This window comes from Paraburkholderia caffeinitolerans (assembly GCF_902859945.1).
Taxonomy (GTDB): Bacteria; Pseudomonadota; Gammaproteobacteria; order Burkholderiales; family Burkholderiaceae; genus Paraburkholderia; species Paraburkholderia caffeinitolerans.
Map to the genome: position 1 here is coordinate 15,235 of NZ_CADIKL010000056.1, position 22,434 is coordinate 37,668.

A 22,434-nucleotide genomic window follows, 5' to 3' on the forward strand; every position below is an offset into this window, starting at 1 on the left:
CGGCGGCAACGCCTCTCAAGAAAACGCCGGGCCGCCCCAAGTTTTCTTGAACCCCCTCGGGGGGCCTGACGCGAAGCGGCAGGTCCGGGGGCGCTCAGAACGGCTTGCCTTCGCTGGTCTTCCACGCGGCCATGAGCGTGTTGGACGGCAGCGTTTCGTCGAGCAGTTTCTTCGCGCTCGCGGCGCCCGCAATCGGCAGCCCGGTCGGATCGATCGCGCCGATCTGCGCGAGCACCGAGGCCTGGTCCCAATAGATGTGCTCGTTATAGAGCTTGCTGCCGCGAAAGCAGATCACGGCGAGCATCGGCACCTCGAAGTACTTGCCGGTGGGCGCGAGGCCGGGAAGCAGCCAGTCGATCTCGCGGTCGTGCGTGCAGCAGAAGATGAACTCGTCCACCACGCGGTCCGAGCCGATCGTGCGCGAGATCGGGATCAGGCGCGTATCGGCGGGATTCGAATGCACGAAGTGGTGCGTGTAGAAGCGCTTGAGCTCGTCGTGGCCCACGCCGCCCGTCATCGTCGGGATGTGGTTGACGTAGGGCTGCGCCACCATCGTCGGCATGACATCGCTGGGGTTGCGCGTGACGAACTCGTGGTAGCAGTGCTCCTCCCACAACGCGTTGAAGTCGTAGATGGGGCCGAGCACGCGGCGCAGCATCGCGAGCGAGCGCGAATACGCCATCATCGTGGCGGGCTTGTCGTAGTGCGGCCGCGATGGCGCGGCGAACGCGTGATCGCAGCCCGGGTACGTGTAAAGCTCGACGCCGGGCTTGTCGGCCAGCGCCTCGGTGATGCGCTCGCGCGTGGCCGCGTCGCAATAGGGATCCTCGCCCGCGAAGTGGAGCATGAACGGGCACTGGATCTTGTCGGCTTCGTCGAGATAATCCTCGAGGCTCACGGCGTAGTAGCCAATCGCGCAATCGGCGTCGGTGCGCGCGGCGGCAAGATAGGCGAGGCGGCCGCCGAGGCAATAGCCGATCACGCCCGCCTTGCCCCGATGCGATGCGTGAGCGCGCAGGGCAGCGAGCGTCGAGGCGATGTCGTCCACGGCGAGGTCGTTGTCGAAGCGACCCAGCAAGGAGAAGGCCTTCGCGCTGTCGGCTTCTCCGTAGCCAAGATCGAGATTCGGCTCGAGCCGCCAGTACAGGTCCGGCACCATCACGACGTAGCCTTCCTCCGCGTAACGGTCGGCAAGACCGCGCATGTAGTCGCTCACGCCGTACACATCCTGCAGCAGCACGAGGCCCGGGCCGCTGCCCTCCGGCGGCAGCGCCGTGTAGGCGCGGAATTCGCCGCCGTCGCGCGACTTCACCTGGGTCCATTGTCCATTCATGCGCTTGTCTCCTTGTCGTTGTGGCCGGCCTTCAGCCAGATCGGCGAATCCGTCGTGCGTGGCGCGCTGTTACGCCACCGCGCCAAATCCCCCCTCAGCCGCGAGCGGCGGCAGCGCCGCTTCGCCGCGTATCCACGCGTGATTCGCGAGCTGGGCCATTTCGCGGTCGCCGCGGCTGTCGCCGTAGGCGTAGAGCGTTGCGGGCGCATCCTTGCCCCACCATGCGCGCAGCCGCGCGACCTTTTCCGGGCCCCAGCAATTGCGGCCCGCGAGCCGCCCAGTGTAGACCCCATCGCGCCATTCGAGCTCGCTCGCGAGCACCGTGCCGATGCCCATGCTCGGCGCCCACTTGCGCAGATAAATCGAAGGCGACGCGCTCACGAGCACCACCTCGTGCCCGAGCGCCTGATGCTCGCGGATGCGCGCCAGCATCTCGGGTCGCAGCAGCGCGGGCAAGCCCGTGTCGACGAAGCGCTGCGCGGCGGCTTCGAGCGCTTCGCGGCGCACCGGGCCAAGCGCCGCGTAGAGAAAGCGCGCCTTGGTGCGACCCCGCTCGGCCCAGCCGGGCGCGATGCCGGCAAGCCACGGCAGGCAGCGCAGCACGGCGAGCGCGAAGCGCGTGCTGCCGGCGGCGTCTAGCATGAAGGCGCGGAAGCTGTCGGACGTGGTGATGGTGCCGTCGAAATCGAAGGCGGCTACGACGCGGTTGTTCATGAAGCGGAATCGGAAAGCGCCACGGTCAGGGGCGTGGGGTTATGGACAGCAAGCCGGCGTCATTGTCGACGCAAACGGCGCGCTGCCGCAATGGCGCGGCCATGCTCCACGCAGGCAGCCCGGCTTTGTGTATCGATGTTGATACTATCGATCAATATCGATACATGTGCGTTGCGCAGCGCCACGAGGCCGTCACAAGGTCATAATCATCGCGCAGACAATGAGGCCTTCATGAGAACCCTGACCGATCAGCTCACGCAGTACGCCGAATACCATCGCGACGTCCGCAACATCGCCACGCACTTCGTCGGCATCCCGATGATCGTGCTCGCGCTCGCCGTGCTGCTGTCGCGTCCCGTGCTGGGGCACCTCGGCGGATGGCCGCTCTCGCCCGCGTGGCTCCTGTTCGGCGCCACGACGCTCTATTACCTCGTGCTAGACGTGCCGCTCGGCCTCATGATGGCCGTCGTTTCGGCGGCCTGCCTCGGGTTCGGCGCGTGGCTCGCGCAGCAAGGCACGGCGGCCTGGCTCGCGGGCGGCATCGGGCTGTTCGTGGTGGGGTGGGTGTTCCAGTTCGTCGGGCACATCGCGTGGGAGCATCGCAAGCCCGCGTTCGCCGACGACCTGATCGGGCTCATCGTCGGCCCGCTTTTCGTGCTCGCCGAGGCGCTGTTCGGGCTCGGCTGGCGTCCGGCCTTGCGCGCGGCCATCGAGGCCAAGGCGGGGCCCACGCGCATCAATCCCCCGCGCGGGCACGCGGCCCGGCCGTAACCGGATCATCCTCCCGACAGCCTCACCAGCCGCGCGCCATGCACGGCCGTCAACGCGACGGCGATCCAGATTGGCACGTAGGTTCCCAGCTCGCGCAGCCCGAACGGCTCGCGCAGCAGCACCACCGAGACGAGCACGAGCAGCACCGGCTCGACATAGCCGAGGACGCCGAAGAGCGCCATCGGCAACAGGCGGCTCGCCTTCAGATAGCACGCGAGCGCCACGGTGCTGATCACGCCGAGCCCCGGCAGCAGCGCCCACGCGAGCAGCTTATGCGAGTCGAGCAGCGCGAGCGAGCCGCCCGTGTGCACCTCGATGGCGGCCACGGGCAGCAACAGCATCATTTCGATCGAGAAGGTCACGAGCGAATCCGCGTGAATCTTGCGGCGCAGCACGAAGTACGGCGGATAGCCGAGCGCGACGAGCAGCGTCGGCCACGAGAACGCGTGCGTCACCCAGAGTTCGTGCGCGACGCCCGCGGCCGCGCACGCGACCGCGATCCACTGCAGCGCCTCGAGCCGCTCGTGGTAGTAGTAGCGCCCCACCAGCACCATCACGAGCGGCAACATGAAATAGCCGAGCGAGACTTCCAGCAGGCGCCCGTGTAGCGGCGCCCAGAGGAACACCCACAACTGCAGGCCGAGCAGCCCGGCGCTGGCCACGAGCATGAGCGCGGTGCGCGGCTCCCTGAACGCGCGCGCGAGCAATTCCAGCAGTTGCGGCGCGCGTGAGCGCAGAATCACCAGCGCGAGCGCGCCGGGCGCGGTCCAGATCACGCGCCAGGCGAAGATGTCGAGCCCGTCGAGCGGGGCGAGCAGCAGCGTATAGCTGGACATCAGCGCGAACAGCGTGGACGCCCCCACGGAAAGCGTGATGCCGCGCCTGGGCTCGTACGTATTCACCGACATGGCGAGGCGCCGCGCGAGCGTGAGAAAAACAGGGCGCGAGTGCGAGCGCTAGAGATGCGCCGCGCGCCGGCCTCCCAGAAAAAACCGGGAGGCGTTGGAAAAAATATTGTCATTTGAATCGGCTATTGAATTAGCAGCGGCGGGCGTTGCCACGCTGTCAGTCCGATTCTAATGCGCCGCGCACCGCCCCGGGACGGCGGGCATGGGCAATGCGACGTCCGCCGGAGCAGCGAGATCCGCAATTTAGTCCGTGAAATGTCTGTTGCTGTGGACTAGAACATAAATCTCGCTACGGAGCCGCCCTGCTGCCGCGCGCGAGGAAAACCTTCTGCGCACCGGCAGCCAGCCGTCCAACGCACACAGGAGTGCGCATGACCCAATCCGCGTCCCGTTCCGCCCGTTCCTCCCGTTCCAATGCGCAGCAGAATTCGCTTACCGGCTTCGCCGCCGATTTTGCCGCCGAGGTCCGCGCGGGTCTCACCCACGCGCCGCAGAAAGAACTGCCGTCGAAGTACCTCTACGACGAAGTCGGCTCGGCGCTGTTCGAGGTGATCACGGTGCTGCCCGAATACGGCGTCACGCGCGCCGAGGAACGTCTGCTCACGCGCCATGCCGCCGAAATCGTCGAGGCGCTGCCCGCCGATGTCGTCGTCGCCGAACTCGGCAGCGGCAGCGGGCGCAAGACGCGCCGCATTCTCGAAGCGCTCTCGCGCAAACGCCCGACCTCGCCCACTTCGTATTGCCCGATCGAGATCTCGCGCACCGCCTTGCAGCTCTGCCGGCGCGAACTCGCGGACATCGAGCGCATCTCCATCGTCGGCTACGAGCGCGATTATCTGGCCGGGCTCGCCGAAGTGAGCCGCCAGCGCAAGCACGGCGAGCGCCTGTGCGTGCTCTTTCTCGGCAGCACGATCGGCAATTTCGCGCGGCTCGCGGCCACGCGTTTTTTGCGCGACATCCGCGCGATGCTGCGCGCGGGCGACACGCTGTTGCTGGGCACCGATCTCGTGAAGCCCGTACCCACGCTGATCGCCGCCTACGACGACGCCATCGGCGCCACCGCCGCGTTTAACCTGAACCTGCTCGCGCGCATCAACCGCGAACTCGACGGCGACTTCGACCTGCACGATTTCGAGCACGTCGCGCGCTTCAACCCCGATGCGCGCAGCGTCGAGATGCATCTGCGCGCGCGGCGCCGGGTCTCGGCGCGCGTGGGCGCGGCGCGGCTCGCGGTCGAGCTGGAAGCGGGCGAGACCATCTGGACCGAGAGCAGCCACAAGTACCACGCCGATGAAATCCCCGCGATCGCAGCGGATGCGGGCTTCGAATGCGCGCGGCAGTGGGTCGAGAAGGAATGGGGGTTCGCGGAGAGTCTGCTAGCTGCTGCGTGAGAGCCCGACGTTATCGCGAAGTCGGGCAGCCTCAGTGCTGCTCGAAACGCTCGTAGCGCTTCCCGGTGTGCCGCTCCTCGCTCTCCACCGAACTCACGCGCGCGGCGGGCGGGCCGTGGCGCAGCCAGGACAGCATGCGGTCCACCTGGTTCGCGGTGCCCTGGATCACCGCCTCCACCGAGCCGTCCTCCAGGTTGGCGACATAGCCGCGAATGCGCAGCGCGTGCGCCTGGCGCACCGTTGCGTGGCGAAAGCCCACGCCTTGCACCGTTCCGTGCACGCGCACGTAATACGTTTCAAGGCGTGCATCCAGATCCGGTTCGCTCATCGTTCAATCTCCTTCGTCGTGCATTTCGCGGTGCATTCATTACGCCAGGCATTGTAGACGCCATGCCGCCGCGCGCCACGTACAATCCGTGCCACGCCAGCGGCGCACCGCACCGCTCCTCGAACCCGCAAGCCAATCCAGAATGACCGACACCTCCCGCGCCAACAAGGACCTCGTGCTGATCACCGGCGCGTCCGGCTTCGTGGGCTCGGCCGTGGCCCGCATCGCGCAGGAAAAGGGCTACGCCGTGCGCGTGCTGGTGCGCGCGACGAGCCCGCGCAAGAATCTCGAAGCGCTCGACGCCGAAATCGTCACCGGCGACATGCGCGACTCCGCCTCGATGCGCCGCGCGCTCGACGGCGTGCGCTATCTCTTTCACGTGGCCGCCGACTATCGCCTCTGGGCGCCCGATCCGCACGAGATCGAGCGCGCCAATCTCGAAGGCGCCGAGGCCACCATGCGCGCGGCGCTCGACGCGGGCGTGGAGCGCATCGTCTATACGAGCAGCGTGGCCACGCTCAAGGTCACGAGCTCGGGCAACTCCGCCGACGAAACCTCGCCGCTCACGGCTGAGCAAGCCATCGGCGTGTACAAGCGCAGCAAAGTGCTCTCGGAGCGCGCCGTGGAGCGCATGATCGCGCGCGACGGCCTGCCCGCGGTGATCGTCAATCCGTCCACGCCCATTGGCCCGCGCGACGTGAAGCCCACGCCCACGGGCCGCATCATCGTCGAGGCGGCCACGGGCAAGATTCCCGCATTCGTCGACACGGGCCTGAACCTCGTGCACGTCGACGACGTCGCGAACGGTCACTTCCTCGCGCTCGAACGCGGGCGCATCGGCGAGCGCTATATCCTCGGCGGCGAGAACCTGCCGCTTCAGCAGATGCTCGCCGACATCGCGGGCATCGTGGGCCGCAAGCCGCCCACCATCGCGCTGCCGCGCTGGCCGCTCTACCCGCTCGCAATGGGCGCGGAGGCCGTGGCGCGCTTCACGAAGCGCGAGCCGTTCGTGACCGTGGACGCGCTCAAGATGTCGAAGAACAAGATGTACTTCACGTCGGCGAAGGCGGAGCGCGAGCTTGGCTATCGCGCGCGGCCTTATCGCGAAGGGTTGAAAGACGCGCTCGCGTGGTTCCGCGAGGCGGGGTATCTGGGCGCGAAGTAAGCGCCGCGCGAGACGCGCCGCGCAATGCCGGAGCAAATTGTTACAACTTTTGTTGCGACCTCATTACAACGTCGCGCGGGACACCCGCGTGCGCTGTAGGTAAAATCGCGGGTCTTACCAGAGAAGCCTCGCATGAACCTTCAAGATCAGATCGGCGCGCTCGACGTGGGCGTCGATCAGCTTATTCAGGCCGTCAGCGCTGCGCTTGCGTCTTGCGCCGCCATTGCGGCAGCCCCCGAACCGACTCACGCGGCGGCGATTGCCGAGCCGGAAACGCCCGCCGTTGCAGCAGCGCCCGAGCACGAGCCCGAACCGCAGGCTGCGCAGGTCGAACCCGCTGAATCTGCTGAATCCGTTGAACAGGCGGTGCAGGAAGCCCAGGCACCAACCCCCACGCTGGAAGTCGGCCGGCCCTCGCCGAACGAAATCACGATGACGATCAGCGGCCAGACGGTATCGCTGAATCCGATGCAGGTGGGCCAGCTGATCGAGGAACTCGCGAATGCGCGCGCCTCGATGCAGCCCGAGCCGCCGCCCGCGATTCCGCAAGGCTGGCGCTTTGCTTCGACGAAGAATCCGATGATCGCCGTGCAGAAGCAGTCGAACGGCGACCGCCTGCTGGTCATGCGGCACACGGGTCACGGCTGGGTGCCGTTCGTGTTCTCGCCCGACATGATCGTGCAGATGTATATGATGCTGACGCAGCGCTGAGGCGCGCGCCGGGACATCAAGCGCCCATAAAAACAAAAGCCGCCGCGAGCGATCGCGACGGCTTTTTTGCATGCTTGCGGGCTGGCAGCCCCCTCACCGCCCCTGCACCGGCGCCTGCACGCGCGACTTCCACTGCCCGCCCTTGCCGCGCCAGAAGCGCCACGCCGAAGCGAACGTAGCGCCCACATAAAACAGCGCGACGAGCGGCAAGAACGGCGCCCACAGCGGCGAGCGGCGATAGTAAGCAAGCATCGGCGCATAGGCGCAGCACATCAGCGCCCACGCCATCCACGCGGGCCAGCCGAGCGGGCCGAGCACCAGCGCGATCACGGGCGGCGCGAGATAGATCACCGTCATGCCGAGGATCGTGCCCGCGAGCTGCCACGCCGAGTAATGAAGCTGCGTGAACGCCGTGCGCGCGATCATGTTCCAGATGTCCTTCCACGAATCGTAGGGGCGCAGCGAGACGCTCTTCGCAGCCACGTCGAGGCGGATCGGATGATGGCCAACGCCGCGGTGCTTGATGCGCGCGGCCAGGCTGCAATCGTCGATGAGCTCGGCGCGGATCGACTCGATGCCGCCCGCTTCCTCCAGCGCCGTGCGGCGCACCAGCATGCAGCCGCCCGCCGCCGCCGCCGTCTTGTTGCGCGGGTTGTTGACCCACGAGAACGGGTAAAGCTTGGCGAAGAAGAACACGAACGCCGGGATCAGCGCCTTCTCCCAGAACGAGTCGCAGCGCAGGCGCACCATCAGCGAGACGAGGTCGCGCCGTTCCGCCTGCGCGCGCACCACGAGCTGCGCGAGGGCCTCGGGCGGATGGCCGATGTCGGCGTCGGTCAGGAGCAGGTAGTCGGCGTTCAGGCCCAGCGTGCGCACCGCCTCGATGCCCTGCGACTGCGCCCACACCTTGCCCGACCAGCCCGCGGGCAGCGGCTTCGCGCTCACCACCGTGAGCTTTTCGGGGCATTGCAGCGCGAGCGCGGCGGCGCGCGCGGCTTCGGCGGTGCCGTCGGTGCTGTGGTCGTCGATCACGATGACGTGGAATTCACCACGGTAGTCCTGCTGGAGCAGCGACGCGACGGCCTCGCCGATCGCGTCCGCCTCGTTGCGCGCGGGCACCACGGCGCACGCCGCCGGCCAGCCCGCCGCGGGCTCGACCACGGGCAGCGGCGCGGCGGGACGCGCGCGCCAGAAGCCGCCCCGCGCGAACAGCAGCACGAGCCAGATCAGCAGCGAAAAGCAAGACACGGCAAAGAGGATCGTTGTCATCATGCGTTGTTGCTCTCCATCGAAGGCGTCGCAAAGCGGCGCGACAGCCACATGGCGCCGGTGCGCAGCAGCACCACGGCCCAGTCGGCCGCACCCAGCCGGGGCCGCGCGCGAAACACGTCGTAGCCGCTGCGCTCGATGATCTCGAGCATGCGCAGGCCGCCATGTACGACGCTGCACAACTCGAGGCCGAAGCGGCCCGGCACTCGCAGCGCGAGCGGCGCGCCGCTCAGCATGAGCGCGCGCGCGTGCGCCACTTCGTGCTCCATCAGCGCGCGCCAGGCGTCGTCCACCCGGCCCGCGGCGATCTGCGCGTCGCTCACCTGCATGCGTTCGCGGTCGGCCTGCGGGAGATAGATGCGCCCGCGGCTCCAGTCGGCCGGCACGTCCTGCAAGAAGGTGATGAGCTGCAAGGCGGTGCAGATAGCGTCGGAATCGGCGAGATTCTCGGGCGTGGCTTCGTCGATCAGGTGCAGCATCAAATGCCCGATCGGGTTGGCCGAGCGGCGGCAAAAATCGAGCAGATCGTGGCGGTCGGCGTAGCGCGTGGTGCGGATGTCCTGATCGAACGCCGAGACCAGGTCGTAAAACGGCTCCAGCGGCAGCCGGCACTGGTACATCACTTTCGCGAGCCGCGCGAACAGCGCGGGGTGCACGGGCGCGAGGCGCCCTTGCGCCACGGCGTCGAGCCCGGCGCGAAAGTCGGCGAGGCGCAGGTGGCGCTCTTCGGCGCTCCAGTCGCCTTCGTCGGCAATGTCGTCAAGGGTGCGCGCAATATGGTAGATCACGCCGACAGGCGCTCTGAGCGCCTTCGGCAGCAAAATGCGCGCTACCGGAAAATCGTCGTGTTGATCGGGTTCCATGAAGCGTCCAGATTGGGGTCGGTCCCGCGTGGCACAGATCGGCCCGATGCGCGGGGACGTTAGTTTAAGGGTTCCCGCATCATGTTGCACTGCGCAAGGTTCCCAAGGCCCCCAAGGGCTGTTTTGCGGCAAATCTTGCTGCAATGGCGAGCCCGTTGCAGTCCCGAACAGTGCGTAAAAAAGGGGGCCATGCCGATTGGCGTCGTATGCGCGCCGCACCTTCCCGTTCGTCGATCAGCAAAGCGGCGGCGAAGGGGTTAAAATGCGCGTCTGGTTTTTTTCCGCCCCGCCTTTCTGCGGATACGTGCGGATATCAGCACCTTATTAATATGATGACCGCGGCGAACGAGTCTTTTACGGCTCTTTCGAAAATCCGCGGCAGTCGGAGTTCGCCACTTTATGCGAGTCATCCTTGCTCAACCCCGCGGCTTTTGTGCGGGGGTTGTCCGCGCTATCGAGATTGTCGATCGCGCCTTGCAGAAACACGGCGCGCCGGTCTATGTGCGCCATGAAATCGTCCACAATCGCCACGTGGTCGAAAACCTGCGCAACAAAGGCGCGCGTTTCGTGGAAGAACTCGACGAAGTGCCCGAGGGCGCGGTCGCCATTTTCAGCGCGCACGGCGTGGCCAAAACGGTCGAGCGCGCCGCCGAGGAACGCAGCCTCGACGTGCTGGACGCAACCTGTCCGCTCGTCACCAAGGTGCACGTGCAGGGCCGCCAGTACGTCGCGGCGGGCCGCACGCTGATCCTGATCGGCCATGCCGGTCACCCGGAAGTGGAAGGCACGATTGGCCAGATTCCCGGCACCGTGCTGCTGGTGCAGAGCGAAGCCGATGTGGCGAAGCTCGACCTGCCGCTCGACGCGCCGCTCGCCTACGTGACGCAGACCACGCTTTCGGTGGACGACACGCGCGGCATCATCGACGCGCTGGTCACCCGCTTTTCCGACATCGTCGGCCCGGATACGCGCGACATCTGCTATGCCACGCAAAACCGCCAGGCCGCGGTGCGCGAGTTGTCCGTCCAGGTGGACGTGCTGCTGGTGGTGGGCGCGACGAACAGCTCGAATTCGAATCGCCTGCGCGAGATCGGCAGCGAAACGGGCGTGCCGAGCTACCTCGTCGCGGACGGCTCGGAAGTGAAGCCCGAGTGGTTTGCCAATGCGCAGACCGTCGGCATCACGGCCGGTGCGTCGGCGCCCGAGGAAATGGTGGAAAACGTAATTGACGCGCTACGCGCATTGGGGCCTGTCGACGTGTCGACGATGGCGGGCCGTGAAGAAAAAGTCGAATTCAAGCTGCCGTCGAAGCTGTTGCAACCGCTCGTCGCGCGCGAAGTTTAAGGAGGACACGTCTTGTCTATTCCGCTGCTACAAAAAGTCCGCGTTGGCTCGTACATCTTTCGCCAGCATTTCAGCGGCACCAAGCGCTATCCGCTCGCGCTCATGCTCGAGCCGCTGTTCCGCTGCAACCTGGCCTGCAACGGCTGCGGCAAGATCGACTATCCGGATCCCATCCTGAACCAGCGCCTGTCGCTGGCGGAATGCCTGGAAGCCGTCGACGAGTGCGGCGCGCCGGTCGTTTCCATCGCAGGCGGCGAGCCGCTCCTGCACAAGGAAATGCCGCAGATCGTCAAGGGCATCATGGCGCGCAAGAAGTTCGTGTACCTGTGCACGAACGCGCTGCTGATGGAAAAGAAGATGGACGACTACGAGCCGAGCCCGTACTTCGTCTGGTCGGTGCACCTCGACGGCGACCGCGAAACGCACGACCACATGGTTTCGCAGGAAGGCACCTACGACAAGGCCGTCGCGGCCATCAAGGAAGCCAAGCGCCGCGGCTTCCGCGTGAACATCAACTGCACGCTGTTCAATGACGCGGTGCCCGAGCGCGTGGCGAAGTTCTTCGACACGGTCGGCGACATCGGCGTCGACGGCATCACGGTCTCGCCGGGCTATGCCTACGAGCGCGCGCCGGACCAGCAGCACTTCCTGAACCGCGAGAAAACCAAGAACCTGTTCCGCGAAATCTTCAAGCGCGGCAACAACGGCAAGAAGTGGTCGTTCAGCCAGTCGAGCCTGTTCCTCGACTTCCTGGCCGGCAACCAGACCTACGAATGCACGCCGTGGGGCAACCCCGCGCGCACGGTGTTCGGCTGGCAGAAGCCCTGCTACCTGGTCGGCGAAGGTTACGTCAAGACCTTCAAGGAGCTGATGGAAACCACCGACTGGGACAAGTACGGCACGGGCAAGTACGAGAAGTGCGCGAACTGCATGGTTCACTGCGGCTTCGAGGCCACCGCCGTGCTGGACACGGTCTCGCATCCGCTCAAGGCGCTGAAGGTCGCGATGAGCGGCCCGAAGACCGAAGGCGCGTTTGCCAAGGACATCCCGCTCGACCGCCAGCGTCCGGCCGAGTACGTGTTCTCGCGTCACGTCGAGATCAAGCTCGAAGAGATCCAGGCTGCGGCCAAGACGAAGAAGGCCGCGACCGTCGCGGCAAGCTGAGCGGGCGGCGGTCCGCTGGGCGGCGTTCCGTCGGGCGGCAGCCAGGCTGCCGTCCGTGAGGACAGCGGCTCTGGCACGGTGATCGAAAGGGCGCAACGGTTCACACCGTTGCGCCCTTTCTGTTTTTGTTGCGGCAGATCGCAGCGGCGCGACGACAAGCGTTTTCGGGATGGCGACGCGGCCACAATGCCGGGTTTCCCATTCACCGGATTCCGCGCCCGGTCCTGCGATGCGCCCCCGTGCGCCGCCGGCCCGGCCCCGCCGATCGCCACCATGTCTCCACTTTACGACGACGCCCTCGCCGCCTGGCGCACCGGGCAGCTGGCCGCGGCCGAGCAGCACTGCCGCGCCTTGCTCGCGCAATTGCCGGGCCACGCACCAGCGCTGCATCTGCTCACCCTGATCGTCCACCAGCAAGGCCGCGCGGCCGAGGCCGAAACGCTGCTGCGCGAGGCGCTCGCTCCGCACCAGGATGCGCAGCGCCTCGTCGATCTCGCCCACGCCTTGCGCGCGCAAGGCCGCATCGACGACACGCGCGCCGCGCTGCGCCGCGCGCTCGTGCTCGATCCCACGCTGGCCGCCGCGCACTTCTATCTGGCCAACACGTTCGGCCCCGACGACGCCGCACAGACCGACGCGCATCTGCGCGCGGCCATCTGCCTCGATCCGGCGCTCGCGGAAGCGCACAACAACCTCGGCAACCTGCTGCGCACGACGCAGCCCAAGGAAGCACGCGCGGCGTTCGAGCAGGCGATCGCGCTGCGCCCCGATTTCATGCACGCGCATTTCAATCTAGGCACGCTGCTCGTGTCGATGCAGCCTGATGCTCCCGAGGCCGCCGAGGCCGCCAAGACAGCACTACGCCGCGCGCTCGAACTCGACCCGGACTTCGCGCCCGCGTGGAGCCGTCTCGGGCTGCTGCTTTCCAGGTCGCATCCCGACGAAGCCGAAGCCGCGCTGCGCCGCGCGATCGAGCTGAACCCGGAGCTTTCGGCCGCCCATTTCAACCTCGGCAACCTGCTCTGCGAGCGCCGCCCCGATGAAGCGGTGCAGGCCTTCCGGCGCGCGGTGGCGATCAAGCCTGATTTCGCCGTCGCCTGGGTCAATCTCTCGCACGTGCTGTCGAAGACGGAACGCGAGCAAGCCGAAGCCGCGGCACGCCAGGCCATCGCGCTCGACCCCGGCCTCGCGGACGCGCATTACAACCTCGGCACGCTGATCGGCGTCACGCGCCCCGACGAGGCCGCCGACGCGCTGCGTCGCGCCGTTGCGCTGCAGCCCGACCACTTGCTCGCGTGGCATCACCTCGGCTTTGTGCTCAAGGGCGAGCGGCTGGACGAGGCCGAAGCCGCGCTGCATCGAGCGATCGAACTGGCTCCCGCGGACCCGGCCGGGCACGCGGCGCTCGGCAACGTGCTGCTAGACATGGGGCAGCTCGACGAATCGGTGGCTTCGTACCAGAAGGCGGTGGCGCTCGCGCAAGCGCAAAACCCCGCAGGCAACAGCAACGACCGCCAGCGCGAGCGCGTCGTTGCGCATTGCGACCTGATCTTCGCGCTCGCCTTCCAGACCGACGACCCGCAGGCGCTGCTCGACGAATGCCGGCGTTTCGCGGCGCGCTACGAGCCACCGTTGCTCGACGCGGCGCACGCGCAACCGCCGCACGGCAACGATCCCACGCCAGGGCGACGCTTGCGTATCGGTTACGTCTCGCCCGATTTTCGTTCGCATTGCCAGGCGCTTTTCACCGTGCCGCTGTTCTCGCACCACAACCGGGCGGCGTTCGAGATCGTCTGCTATGCGAGCGTCCCGAAGCCCGACGCGCTGACGCAGCACCTCAAGAGCCTCGTCGATGTCTGGCGCGACGTGCACACGCTCGACGACACCGCGCTTGCGCAGCAGATCCGCGATGACCGCATCGATATCGTCGTCGACCTCACGATGCACATGGCCGGCGGGCGGCGTCTGCTGTTCGCGCGGCGGCCCGCGCCGGTGCAGGTCGCGTGGCTCGCGTATCCGGGCACGACCGGCAGCGCGGCGATGGACTACCGGCTCACCGACCCGTGGCTCGACCCCATCGGCGAGCCCGGCCGCGACGCGCTCTACAGCGAGCGCTCGCTGCGCCTGCCGGACGCGTTCTGGTGCTACGACGCGCAGGTCGCCGGACTCGAAGTCAATGGATTGCCGGCGGCGGGCGGCGCGCCGTTCACGTTCGGCTGCCTGAACAATCCGGCCAAGCTCAGCGACCACGCGCTGCGCCTGTGGAGCCGTGTGCTGGCCACCGTGCCGCACGCGCGCCTGCTGCTGCTCGCGCCGCCGGGCGCGCCGCGCGAACGGCTCAAGGCGCGCGCGCAGGCGCAGGGTATCGACCCGGAGCGCGTGGCGTTCGTCGGCCACCAGGCCCGCCGCCTGTATCTGGAGACTTACCACCGCATCGACGTGGCGCTCGACTCGTTTCCGTACAACGGCCACACCACGAGCCTCGACGCATTGTGGATGGGCGTGCCCGTCGTCACGCGCGCGGGCCGCTCGACGGCGAGCCGGGGCGGCTTGAGCATCGCGGCGAATCTCGGCATGCCCGAGCTTGTCGCGCACACCGACGAAGACTTCGTGCGCATCGCCGTCGAGTTGGCGCACGATCTGCCCCGTCTGGCCGCGTTGCGCGCGGCGCTGCGCGCGCGCATGGAGGCGTCGCCGCTCATGGATGCGCCGCGCTTTGCCGCGAATATCGAACGAGCGTATCGGACGATGTGGCAGACCTGGTGCGACGATCAGGAAACGAAGCGAACGGCGCGCCTGTCGTCGCAGGCATAGTTCGCCGCATCGCGGCGGCCCGGCGCGGCCGTCACTTCGACTTCGCGCCGAAGGGCGACACCAGCAGCGCCTTCGCCGCTTTCATCGCCTTCGCCACGGTCATGGTCATGCTCGCGCTTGTACTCGTGGCAGCACTCGCGCGGACCGCGGCCATGGCCGTGGCGCTCGCCGGCGGCGTCCAGCGGTACACCACAATGCTCGTGCCGTTGTAGTTGTCCTTGGTCACCACATACTCGCCAGTCGAGCGGCGATACGCGCGCAGGCCATACATCGAATCCACGTCGTTGCCCACGTAGACCGTATTCGCACTGCTGTCGATGAGCGTGGTGTCGAGCGCGCCCGTGGTGAGGTTGAAGGCGTCGATGTTGGGCACCGTGTGCACATAGCCCACGAACAGCTCGTTGCCAGCGGCCGCGATCGACTTGGGATTCGCGCTCGTGAGGTTGATCACCGGATCCGGCGCGCCCGTATTGCCGGCGAGCCAGCCGTGATAGACCTCGACGCGCGAGCCCACGGCGGTCCAGTCGGTGCTGCCGGTCATGCCCGCGAGGATCATCGTGTCGCTTTCGGGCAGGTAGATGATGCGGGTGAGGCGTCCGATCGTATTCGGGATCGGCGTGGTGATTGCGGCGCCCCACAGCGGCTGGCCGTTCGCATCGAAACCGGTCAGCGGATAGTGCGAAATCACGTTGGTCTTGTCGAGCCCCACCCAGAGATCGCCCTTGCTGTCGAGGCAAAAGCCATTGCGAACCGGCGCGGTCGTATTGAATGCCGGCCCCGGCAGCGTGTAGTCGGGAATGGCGATATAGCCGCTCGCCGCATTGAAATGGAAGAAGTAGAACGTATCGGGATTCTGGCCGGCGGCCACGAGAATGCGCTGCCCGTTCACGCTCGCAAGCTGTGCGAAATGTTCGCCGCGCGCGGGGTCGGCGAGATTGATGCGCGGGTCGTTCGGATAGGTGATCGGGTCGATCGTGTTGGCCACGAAGGTGCCGCCAGCCGTGCCCGCATAGATGTTCATGCCGCCGTAGAAGCGCGCGCCGTCGGTGGCCGGGTCAGGCACGCCGTTGCCTTCGAAGTTGAGCGACTGAAGCATCCAGCGCAGATTGCCCGCGCCATCGTATGCGTGAAGGTCCGTGGCGCCGTTGCGGCCCAGATCCCATGAACCACCCCAAGGATTGTTCAGCACATACAGCGTGCCCGCAGCGTCCTTGCCGATGCCGGCCACGCGCGTGAAGCGTTTGGCGCCCACCTGGCCCTTGACGCCGGTGGTCGAGTCGAGATAGCCGCCCTGCACGCCGAATGTGCCCGCAAAAGCAGGCGCGCCCGTGACGTTGTAGATCTTGATGTTCATGTCGGGGCCGGAGTCGCCGATCATCAACTGGGCGTTTTGCGCATCGAAATACAGCGACGACGGCCGCGCGGTGGCAGCCAGTTGAATGGTGTTCAGAAGCTGGCCGCCGGGACTGAACTCGAGCACCGCGCCCGCACTCTTTTGCGCAACCCAGAGATTGCCGAGCGCATCCACCGCCAGCGCGCCCGGCCCCGTCACGCCAATATCGCTTTGCCAGACGCCGTCCGTGGTGTACACGCGCACGCGGTTGCCGGGGAAGTCGCTGGCGTAGAGCAGCGAGCCCGAGGTCGCGAGTCCGGTGACGACATCGGCGAGCTTCTCGGTCGTGTCGGCGCTCACGCCGATGAGCAGATCGCGCGCGCCGCTCGAGCGGTTATATCGCCCGACGCTGCCGCTGCCGTAACTCGCGTTGTACTGCATCGCGACGAACAGCGACGTGGCGTTGCCCGTGATCGCACCGCCCTGGAAATCGGCGTGGCCGCCAATCGAGCCCGCACTCTGGCCGTTCTGATAGAGAGCCACGCCGCCTTCGTTCTCGTCCCACATCGACGAGGTATAGATCACGCCTTCGGGCGCGACCCACATCGAGCGGGCCACGTTGCCCACGCGCGTCGTGCTGGCGCCGTAGGTGTTGGCTACCCAGTCGGTCGAGTATTGCGCTTCGCAAACGGGCGCAACCGTTGCGGCCAGGAGGAGCGCAAGCGATGCGGCGCCCAGTCGGTGCAGGATCATGAGAGATTTCTTCGTAGGACGCCGTGCTGAATGGGCGTTCAGGGTGAGAGGCCGCCGCTCATTGAAAACTTGCAATCGGCTTTTCGATGAGGCGGCGATTCGTAACGCCGCGAATCGACGTGGAATCTCTTTCGGGTTAACGGCGTGGCGTGGGGGAGGTTGAGCGATTGGCCTCGCGTCGAGGCGGCGCTCGTGATTGTGCCTGGTGTCGTGAAGAAGCGGCAAGCCGCCCCACGATCGGATTCAAAATCGGGTTCAAAAGCGCGCGGCTTCATCGGCAAAGCAAAACGAAAAAAAGCGCGACGGCTTTCACCATCGCGCTTCGCATCAAACTTCACCCGCTTGTCGAATCGGGCCGATCAGCCGGTTCTCAGCAGCATTTCCCCGCGCCTGAACCATAGCGCGCGTTCTGCCGCTCGCGGAAAAACGCTTCGTAGGTCATCACCGGCCGGTCGGGATGCGTCGCGCGCATGTGCGCGACGTAGCCCTCGTAGTCCGGCAGCCCCACCATCAGGCGCATGGCCTGGCCCAGATAGCGGCCCGCCGTCTGCACGTTGTCGCGAAGTTCCGAGAACATGATGCGCTCCTTCTGGCCCGTGCCTTAGTGCACGCCTTGCCGCGCCGCGATGGCCGCGCCGCCTGCCGGCATCGCTTCGTACGGCGTTTCCTGCGCGGTCGGGCGGTCGCTGCGGCGTGCGCGCGCAATCGCGATCAGCCCGTACACCACGATGCTCGCCACCACCATGATGAACAGGCCGGAAAGTGCCGCATCCACGTAGTCGTTGAAGATCATGCGCTGCATCTGCTCGGCCGATTTCGCCGGTGCGAGGATCTTGCCGTCAGCAAGCGCCGCCGAGAGTTTCTGTGCGTGCGCAACGAAACTCACCTTCGGGTTGCTGTCGAAGATCTTCTGCCAGCCGGCCGTCAGCGTGCAGATCAGCAGCCACAGCGTGGGCAGCGCCGTGACCCATGCGAACTTCTCGCGCTTCATCTTGAAGAGCACAACCGTGGCGAGCATCAGCGCGATGCCGGCGAGCATCTGGTTCGAGATGCCGAACAGCGGCCACAGCGTGTTGATGCCGCCGAGCGGATCGACCACGCCCTGGTAGAGGAAGTAGCCCCACGCGGCCACGCACAAGCCGGTGGCGATCAGGTTCGCGACCAGCGAATCCGTGCGCTTGAGCGACGGGTGGAACGTGCCGAGCAGATCTTGCAGCATGAAGCGGCCCGCGCGCGTGCCCGCGTCCACGGCGGTCAGGATGAAGAGCGCTTCGAAGAGGATGGCGAAGTGATACCAGAACGCCATCATCGCTTCGCCGCCCACCACCTGGTGGAGGATCTGCGCCATGCCCACGGCCAGCGTGGGCGCGCCGCCCGCGCGCGCAATGATGGTGGTCTCGCCCACGGCCTGCGCGGTGTGCGTGAGCATGTCCGGCGTGAGCGCGAAGCCCCACTGGCCCACGGTTTGCGCAACAGCGTCCGGCGTCGTGCCGAGCACGGCGAGCGGCGCGTTCATCGCGAAGTACACGCCCGGCTCGATCACCGAAGCGGCCACCAGCGCCATGATCGCGACGAACGATTCCATCAGCATCGCGCCATAACCGATGAAGCGCGCGTTGGTTTCGTTATCGAGCATCTTGGGCGTCGTACCCGACGAGATCAGCGCATGGAAACCCGAGACCGAGCCGCACGCGATCGTGATGAAGAGGAACGGGAACAGGTTGCCCGACCAGACCGGGCCGGTGCCGTCGATGAACTTCGTGAAGGCCGGCATCTTCAGTTCCGGCGCGACGATCAGAATGCCGATCGCGAGCGCGAGAATCGTGCCGATCTTCAGGAACGTGGAGAGGTAATCGCGCGGCGCGAGCAACAGCCAGATCGGCAGCACCGATGCCACGAAGCCGTAGCCAATCAGGATCCACGTGAGCTGCGTGCCCGTGAACGTGAACATGGCCGCGAGCGTGGGCGAATCGTGCACATGCTGGCCGAACGCGATGGACGCCATCAGCAGCACGAAGCCGATGATCGAGATCTCGCCGATCTTGCCCGGGCGGATGTAGCGCACGTAGAGGCCCATGAAGATCGCGATGGGAATCGTCGCGGCCACGGTGAACGTGCCCCACGGCGAGTTCGTGAGCGCCTTCACCACGATCAGCGCGAGCACCGCGAGAATGATGATCATGATGAGGAAGGTGCCGAACAGCGCGATCACGCCGGGGATGGGCCCAAGCTCCATCTTCACGAGGTCGCCGAGCGAGCGGCCGTCGCGGCGCGTGGAGAGGAACAGCACCACGAAGTCCTGCACCGCGCCCGCGAACACCACGCCCGCGAGAATCCACAGCATGCCGGGCATGTAGCCCATCTGCGCGGCCAGCACCGGGCCGACCAGCGGGCCCGCGCCCGCGATCGCCGCGAAGTGATGGCCGAACAGCACGTACTTGTTGGTGGGCACGTAGTCGAGCCCGTCGTTGTGACGCACGGCCGGCGTCATGCGCAGGCCGTCGAGCTGCACGACGGCGGTGGCGATGAAGCGGCTGTAGAAGCGATACGCGATCAGATAAACGCACACCGCGCAGATCACGATCCACAGTGCGCTGATGCGCTCGCCGTGCGCGAGCGCGATGGTGCCAAACGCGAATGCGCCTAGCAGCGCGACTAGCGTCCAGACGATCAAGCTGGTTGTCCGACTCATGCCGTCTCCTTCTTATGGTTGGTTTCGATGCCCACTTCGGACCACGATCCGTCATGCATAAACGGCGCGCGGCATGGCGCAATGCGCCAAGTGGTGGCCGTGTAGTATTCGCCTTCACGCCGCGCGCCACAACCGGACAACTACGTAAGCAACCTACGTACAACTACGTAGGGTAGTCCAACATCAAGGACAGGTGTGGCCAACGCGCAAGGCCTCGCGCACCGGCGCCATCTGCCGTGGAGAGTCCGCCAGCACCGCGTCCACGCCCGCGCAGGCCGCCGCGCGGTAGTCGGCTTCATTGTTGACGGCGATCGCCACGATATGCACACCTGGGTTCGTGCGGAAACACTGAACCGCCTCGGACGACCAGAGCGTTGCGTCCGCCACCGTCGACCGCGCTTCGCCCAGCGTGAACTGCTCGACGAGATCGACCTGGCGGCGCCATTCGAAGCCGGTCCACGTATTCGCGGGCGGCGGCGCCTCACAGCGATGCGCGAGCGCGGCCGTGGCAAGCCGCCCGCGCGTCGCGTCGCGCGACTCGAACAGGCGCGCGCGCGGCCACGCGGCAAACGCCTGCTGGTAGCTCGCATCGGTCGAATAGATCTGCACGCGCTCCCACGCGCCGGCCTGGTCGAGCACGTGCGCCACGGCGACCGCCTGCGGCTCGGCCGGCAGAGCCTTCATGTCGAGCATGACGGGCACCTCCGGCGGAATCGCCGCGAGCGCCTCGGCGAGCGTGGGAATGCCGACCGGCGCGCTGCGGTACGGGTAGGCGTCGCGCCCGGACGCATCGAGCGTCTTGAACTGCCAGCCCGCGTTGACGCGCGCCAGTTCCGCCGCGCTCTTCGACGCGACCGTGCCACGCGCGTCGGTCAGCGCGGAAAGATCAGCGGGGCGGTAGAGCACCGGCACGCCGTCGCCGCTCAACTGCACGGTGAGCCAGATGGCGTCGGCGCGATTCGCGAGCGCAGTGCGGATGGCGATCATCGTGTTCTCGGGCGCGTCGCCCGTACCGCCGCGATGGGCGATCAGTTGCGGGACGGCCATCTGCGCATGCGTGATCGTGCGGGCCTCGGAATTGCCGCCGCAAGCGTTGAGCAACAGCGCGGCGCAGGCGGCGGCGCTCGCGAGCAGGGGTCGGATCGATGTGGTCTGTCGAGTCATGGTGCGTCAGATTCAATGCCGCTCGGGAATGGGAAACCCAGCCAGCGCGACCGGGCAGGAGCGGTACTGCTCCCGTTCGCCGCCGCATCATCGCCCGTAGCACAATCTCGAAAATTCCAGGTGCGCACCGTCCATTACGCACAGCCGGTTATGCTTGCACCCTCAAGCATCTTAATGCCGCCATGCCCGCCCCATTTTTCTTCAACGACCGCCTGAAGACGAAGATCTTCCTGCTCGCGGTCGTGCCGTTTCTCGCCGCCATTGCCAGCATCGGCATCGGCGTGCGGCAGCAGGCGACCGCGCTCGCGCACACGCAACACGCCACGATGCAGGCGGCGTATCTGTCGAGCAAAGAAGTCGAGCTGCGCCACTACGTCGAACTCGCGACGAGCGCCATCGCGCCGCTGTACGAAGCCGGCGAGAACCGCGCAGCAGGAACCGCCGTTAGCATTGCCGACAGCGTCGCCGACCGCCAGCGCGCCGCGCTCGCCGTGCTGCAGAAGATGAATTTCGGCCCGGACGGCTACTTTTTCGTCTACGACATGCACGGCCGCTCGCTCATGCATCCGCGCGAGCCGAGCCTCGTCGGCCAGGATCTCTGGAACCTGCGCGACCCGCAAGGCGCGCTCACGATTCAGCAGCTCGTGAGCGCGGCGTCGCACGGCGGCGGCTTCGTGCGCTACATGTGGCACCGGCCGTCGACCGGCAAGCTCGCGCCGAAGCTCGGCTATGTCGTCGCGCTGCCGCGCTGGGGCTGGATGGTCGGCACCGGCATCTATCTCGACGACGTCGACTCCACGCTCGCGCGCACCGACGAGCGCGCCTCGGCCAACATCGAGCGCACGCTGCAATGGCTCGGCATCATCGCGCTCGCGGGCGTGGGCGTGTTCGCGCTCGGCGCACTCGTGCTCAACGTGAGCGAGTACCGCAGCACCGACGCGAAACTCAAGCGCCTCGCGCAGCAAGTGGTTCAATCGCAGGAGCAAGAACGCGCGCGCCTCTCACGCGAACTGCACGACGGCATCAGCCAGATGCTGGTTTCCGTGAAGCTGCTGCTGGAGTCGGCGCTTGCGCGCTTCGAGCGCGGCGAGACGCGCGTGAGCGCCGCGGAGGCTTCGCTGTCGACCGGCCTCGCGCGGCTTGCGGAGACGTTGCGCGAGGTGCGCCGCATCTCGCACGCGCTGCGCCCGGCGATGCTCGACGATCTCGGCCTCGCCGCGGCGCTCGAGCAGCTCACGCGCGAGCTGGCCGAGGAGTCGGAGATGGACATCGGCTTCACGCAGTTGGGCGCGCGGCCGGGGGCCGGGCATGGCGATAGCGGCGCGAGCCTGAGCACGAACGTGAGCACGAACCCGGGCGCCGCGCCCTTGCCCGATGCCGTGAACACGGTGCTGTTCCGCATCGCCCAGGAAGCGCTCACCAACATCGTGAAGCACGCCGGCGCGCGGCGCGCCGCGCTCACGCTGGACGTCGCGCCCAACGGCGTGACGCTCACCATCGCCGACAATGGCCGTGGCTTCGACGTCGCGCACGCGCTCGCCGATCCGCGCGCGGGCATGGGCCTGCGCAATATGCGCGAACGGCTCGAACCGCTCGGCGGGCGGCTCTCGGTCAGCTCGAAGCCGGGCCACACCGTGGTCGATGCCTGGGTGCCGATACACTCCGCCAGCGCGGCCTCAAAGCACGCGGCCTCCAGGGCAACGCACTGAAAAGAAAC

The 22,434-nt window shown here is 66.9% G+C and carries 18 protein-coding genes; 8 read left to right on the top strand and 10 right to left on the bottom strand.

Annotation, left to right across the window (positions count from 1 at the left end; all coding sequences use genetic code 11):
• Positions 1 to 94: 94 nt before the first annotated feature.
• Positions 95 to 1,333, bottom strand: a complete 1,239-nt coding sequence (locus tag HV773_RS33385; protein WP_175198109.1) for a dienelactone hydrolase family protein — start codon at positions 1,331 to 1,333, stop codon at positions 95 to 97.
• A 69-nt stretch (positions 1,334 to 1,402) separates the two neighbouring features.
• Positions 1,403 to 2,047 carry an HAD family hydrolase gene (locus tag HV773_RS33390; protein ID WP_175198110.1) on the bottom strand — a complete coding sequence of 215 codons (645 nt, stop codon included), beginning with the start codon at positions 2,045 to 2,047 and terminating at the stop codon, positions 1,403 to 1,405.
• Between the two features lie 231 nt (positions 2,048 to 2,278).
• On the opposite strand from HV773_RS33390, the gene HV773_RS33395 reads away from it, so the two are divergent.
• A complete protein-coding gene (locus HV773_RS33395; protein WP_175198111.1) occupies positions 2,279 to 2,818 on the top strand; it encodes an Mpo1 family 2-hydroxy fatty acid dioxygenase in 540 nt (179 codons plus the stop codon).
• A 5-nt stretch (positions 2,819 to 2,823) separates the two neighbouring features.
• Here the strand turns inward: HV773_RS33395 and rarD are convergent, their stop codons facing one another.
• Entirely contained in the window at positions 2,824 to 3,726 is a 903-nt protein-coding gene (rarD, locus tag HV773_RS33400) for an EamA family transporter RarD (protein WP_175198112.1), read from the bottom strand.
• A gap of 371 nt (positions 3,727 to 4,097) precedes the next feature.
• Between rarD and egtD the strand changes: the two genes are divergently transcribed.
• Positions 4,098 to 5,117 carry an L-histidine N(alpha)-methyltransferase gene (gene egtD, locus HV773_RS33405; RefSeq protein WP_175198113.1) on the top strand — a complete coding sequence of 340 codons (1,020 nt, stop codon included), beginning with the start codon at positions 4,098 to 4,100 and terminating at the stop codon, positions 5,115 to 5,117.
• Between the two features lie 31 nt (positions 5,118 to 5,148).
• On the opposite strand, the gene HV773_RS33410 is transcribed toward egtD, so the two are convergent.
• Positions 5,149 to 5,445 carry an acylphosphatase gene (locus HV773_RS33410; RefSeq protein ID WP_175198114.1) on the bottom strand — a complete coding sequence of 99 codons (297 nt, stop codon included), beginning with the start codon at positions 5,443 to 5,445 and terminating at the stop codon, positions 5,149 to 5,151.
• A 142-nt stretch (positions 5,446 to 5,587) separates the two neighbouring features.
• Between HV773_RS33410 and hpnA the strand changes: the two genes are divergently transcribed.
• Entirely contained in the window at positions 5,588 to 6,610 is a 1,023-nt protein-coding gene (gene hpnA, locus HV773_RS33415; protein ID WP_175198115.1) for a hopanoid-associated sugar epimerase, read from the top strand.
• 132 nt (positions 6,611 to 6,742) lie between these two features.
• A complete protein-coding gene (locus tag HV773_RS33420) occupies positions 6,743 to 7,321 on the top strand; it encodes a hypothetical protein (RefSeq protein WP_175198116.1) in 579 nt (192 codons plus the stop codon).
• A 93-nt stretch (positions 7,322 to 7,414) separates the two neighbouring features.
• On the opposite strand, the gene HV773_RS33425 is transcribed toward HV773_RS33420, so the two are convergent.
• Positions 7,415 to 8,593 (bottom strand): glycosyltransferase, encoded by a 1,179-nt coding sequence (locus tag HV773_RS33425; protein WP_175198117.1) that lies wholly within the window; start codon positions 8,591 to 8,593, stop codon positions 7,415 to 7,417.
• Positions 8,590 to 9,453 (bottom strand): squalene synthase HpnC, encoded by an 864-nt coding sequence (gene hpnC / locus HV773_RS33430; protein ID WP_175198118.1) that lies wholly within the window; start codon positions 9,451 to 9,453, stop codon positions 8,590 to 8,592. Before hpnC ends, HV773_RS33425 begins: the two co-directional genes overlap by 4 nt.
• A 399-nt stretch (positions 9,454 to 9,852) precedes the next feature.
• Here hpnC and ispH point away from each other — a divergent pair, with 399 nt between their 5' ends.
• From ispH to HV773_RS33445, 3 genes are all read left to right on the top strand, one after another.
• Positions 9,853 to 10,797, top strand: coding sequence for a 4-hydroxy-3-methylbut-2-enyl diphosphate reductase (ispH, locus tag HV773_RS33435; protein ID WP_175198119.1), 945 nt, complete (start codon positions 9,853 to 9,855; stop codon positions 10,795 to 10,797).
• Between the two features lie 12 nt (positions 10,798 to 10,809).
• The gene (gene hpnH, locus HV773_RS33440; RefSeq protein ID WP_175198120.1) at positions 10,810 to 11,961 is read left to right on the top strand and encodes an adenosyl-hopene transferase HpnH; all 1,152 of its coding nucleotides are present in this window, start codon (positions 10,810 to 10,812) and stop codon (positions 11,959 to 11,961) included.
• 273 nt (positions 11,962 to 12,234) lie between these two features.
• Positions 12,235 to 14,775, top strand: a complete 2,541-nt coding sequence (locus tag HV773_RS33445; RefSeq protein ID WP_175198121.1) for a tetratricopeptide repeat protein — start codon at positions 12,235 to 12,237, stop codon at positions 14,773 to 14,775.
• A gap of 31 nt (positions 14,776 to 14,806) precedes the next feature.
• Here HV773_RS33445 and HV773_RS33450 read toward each other — a convergent pair whose 3' ends face one another.
• From HV773_RS33450 to HV773_RS33465, 4 genes are all read right to left on the bottom strand, one after another.
• On the bottom strand, positions 14,807 to 16,861 hold the full coding sequence (locus HV773_RS33450; protein WP_175198122.1) for an SMP-30/gluconolactonase/LRE family protein: 2,055 nt from the start codon (positions 16,859 to 16,861) through the stop codon (positions 14,807 to 14,809).
• A 370-nt stretch (positions 16,862 to 17,231) separates the two neighbouring features.
• Complete coding sequence (locus HV773_RS33455) at positions 17,232 to 17,438, bottom strand: YbdD/YjiX family protein (protein ID WP_175198123.1); 207 nt, start codon at positions 17,436 to 17,438, stop codon at positions 17,232 to 17,234.
• Positions 17,439 to 17,462: 24 nt separating this feature from the next.
• A complete protein-coding gene (locus tag HV773_RS33460) occupies positions 17,463 to 19,553 on the bottom strand; it encodes a carbon starvation CstA family protein (protein ID WP_175198124.1) in 2,091 nt (696 codons plus the stop codon).
• Positions 19,554 to 19,736: 183 nt separating this feature from the next.
• Positions 19,737 to 20,717, bottom strand: coding sequence for a glycerophosphodiester phosphodiesterase family protein (locus tag HV773_RS33465; protein WP_175198125.1), 981 nt, complete (start codon positions 20,715 to 20,717; stop codon positions 19,737 to 19,739).
• Positions 20,718 to 20,899: 182 nt separating this feature from the next.
• Here HV773_RS33465 and HV773_RS33470 point away from each other — a divergent pair, with 182 nt between their 5' ends.
• The gene (locus HV773_RS33470) at positions 20,900 to 22,426 is read left to right on the top strand and encodes a cache domain-containing protein (RefSeq protein WP_175198126.1); all 1,527 of its coding nucleotides are present in this window, start codon (positions 20,900 to 20,902) and stop codon (positions 22,424 to 22,426) included.
• The last annotated feature ends 8 nt before the right edge of the window (positions 22,427 to 22,434 follow it).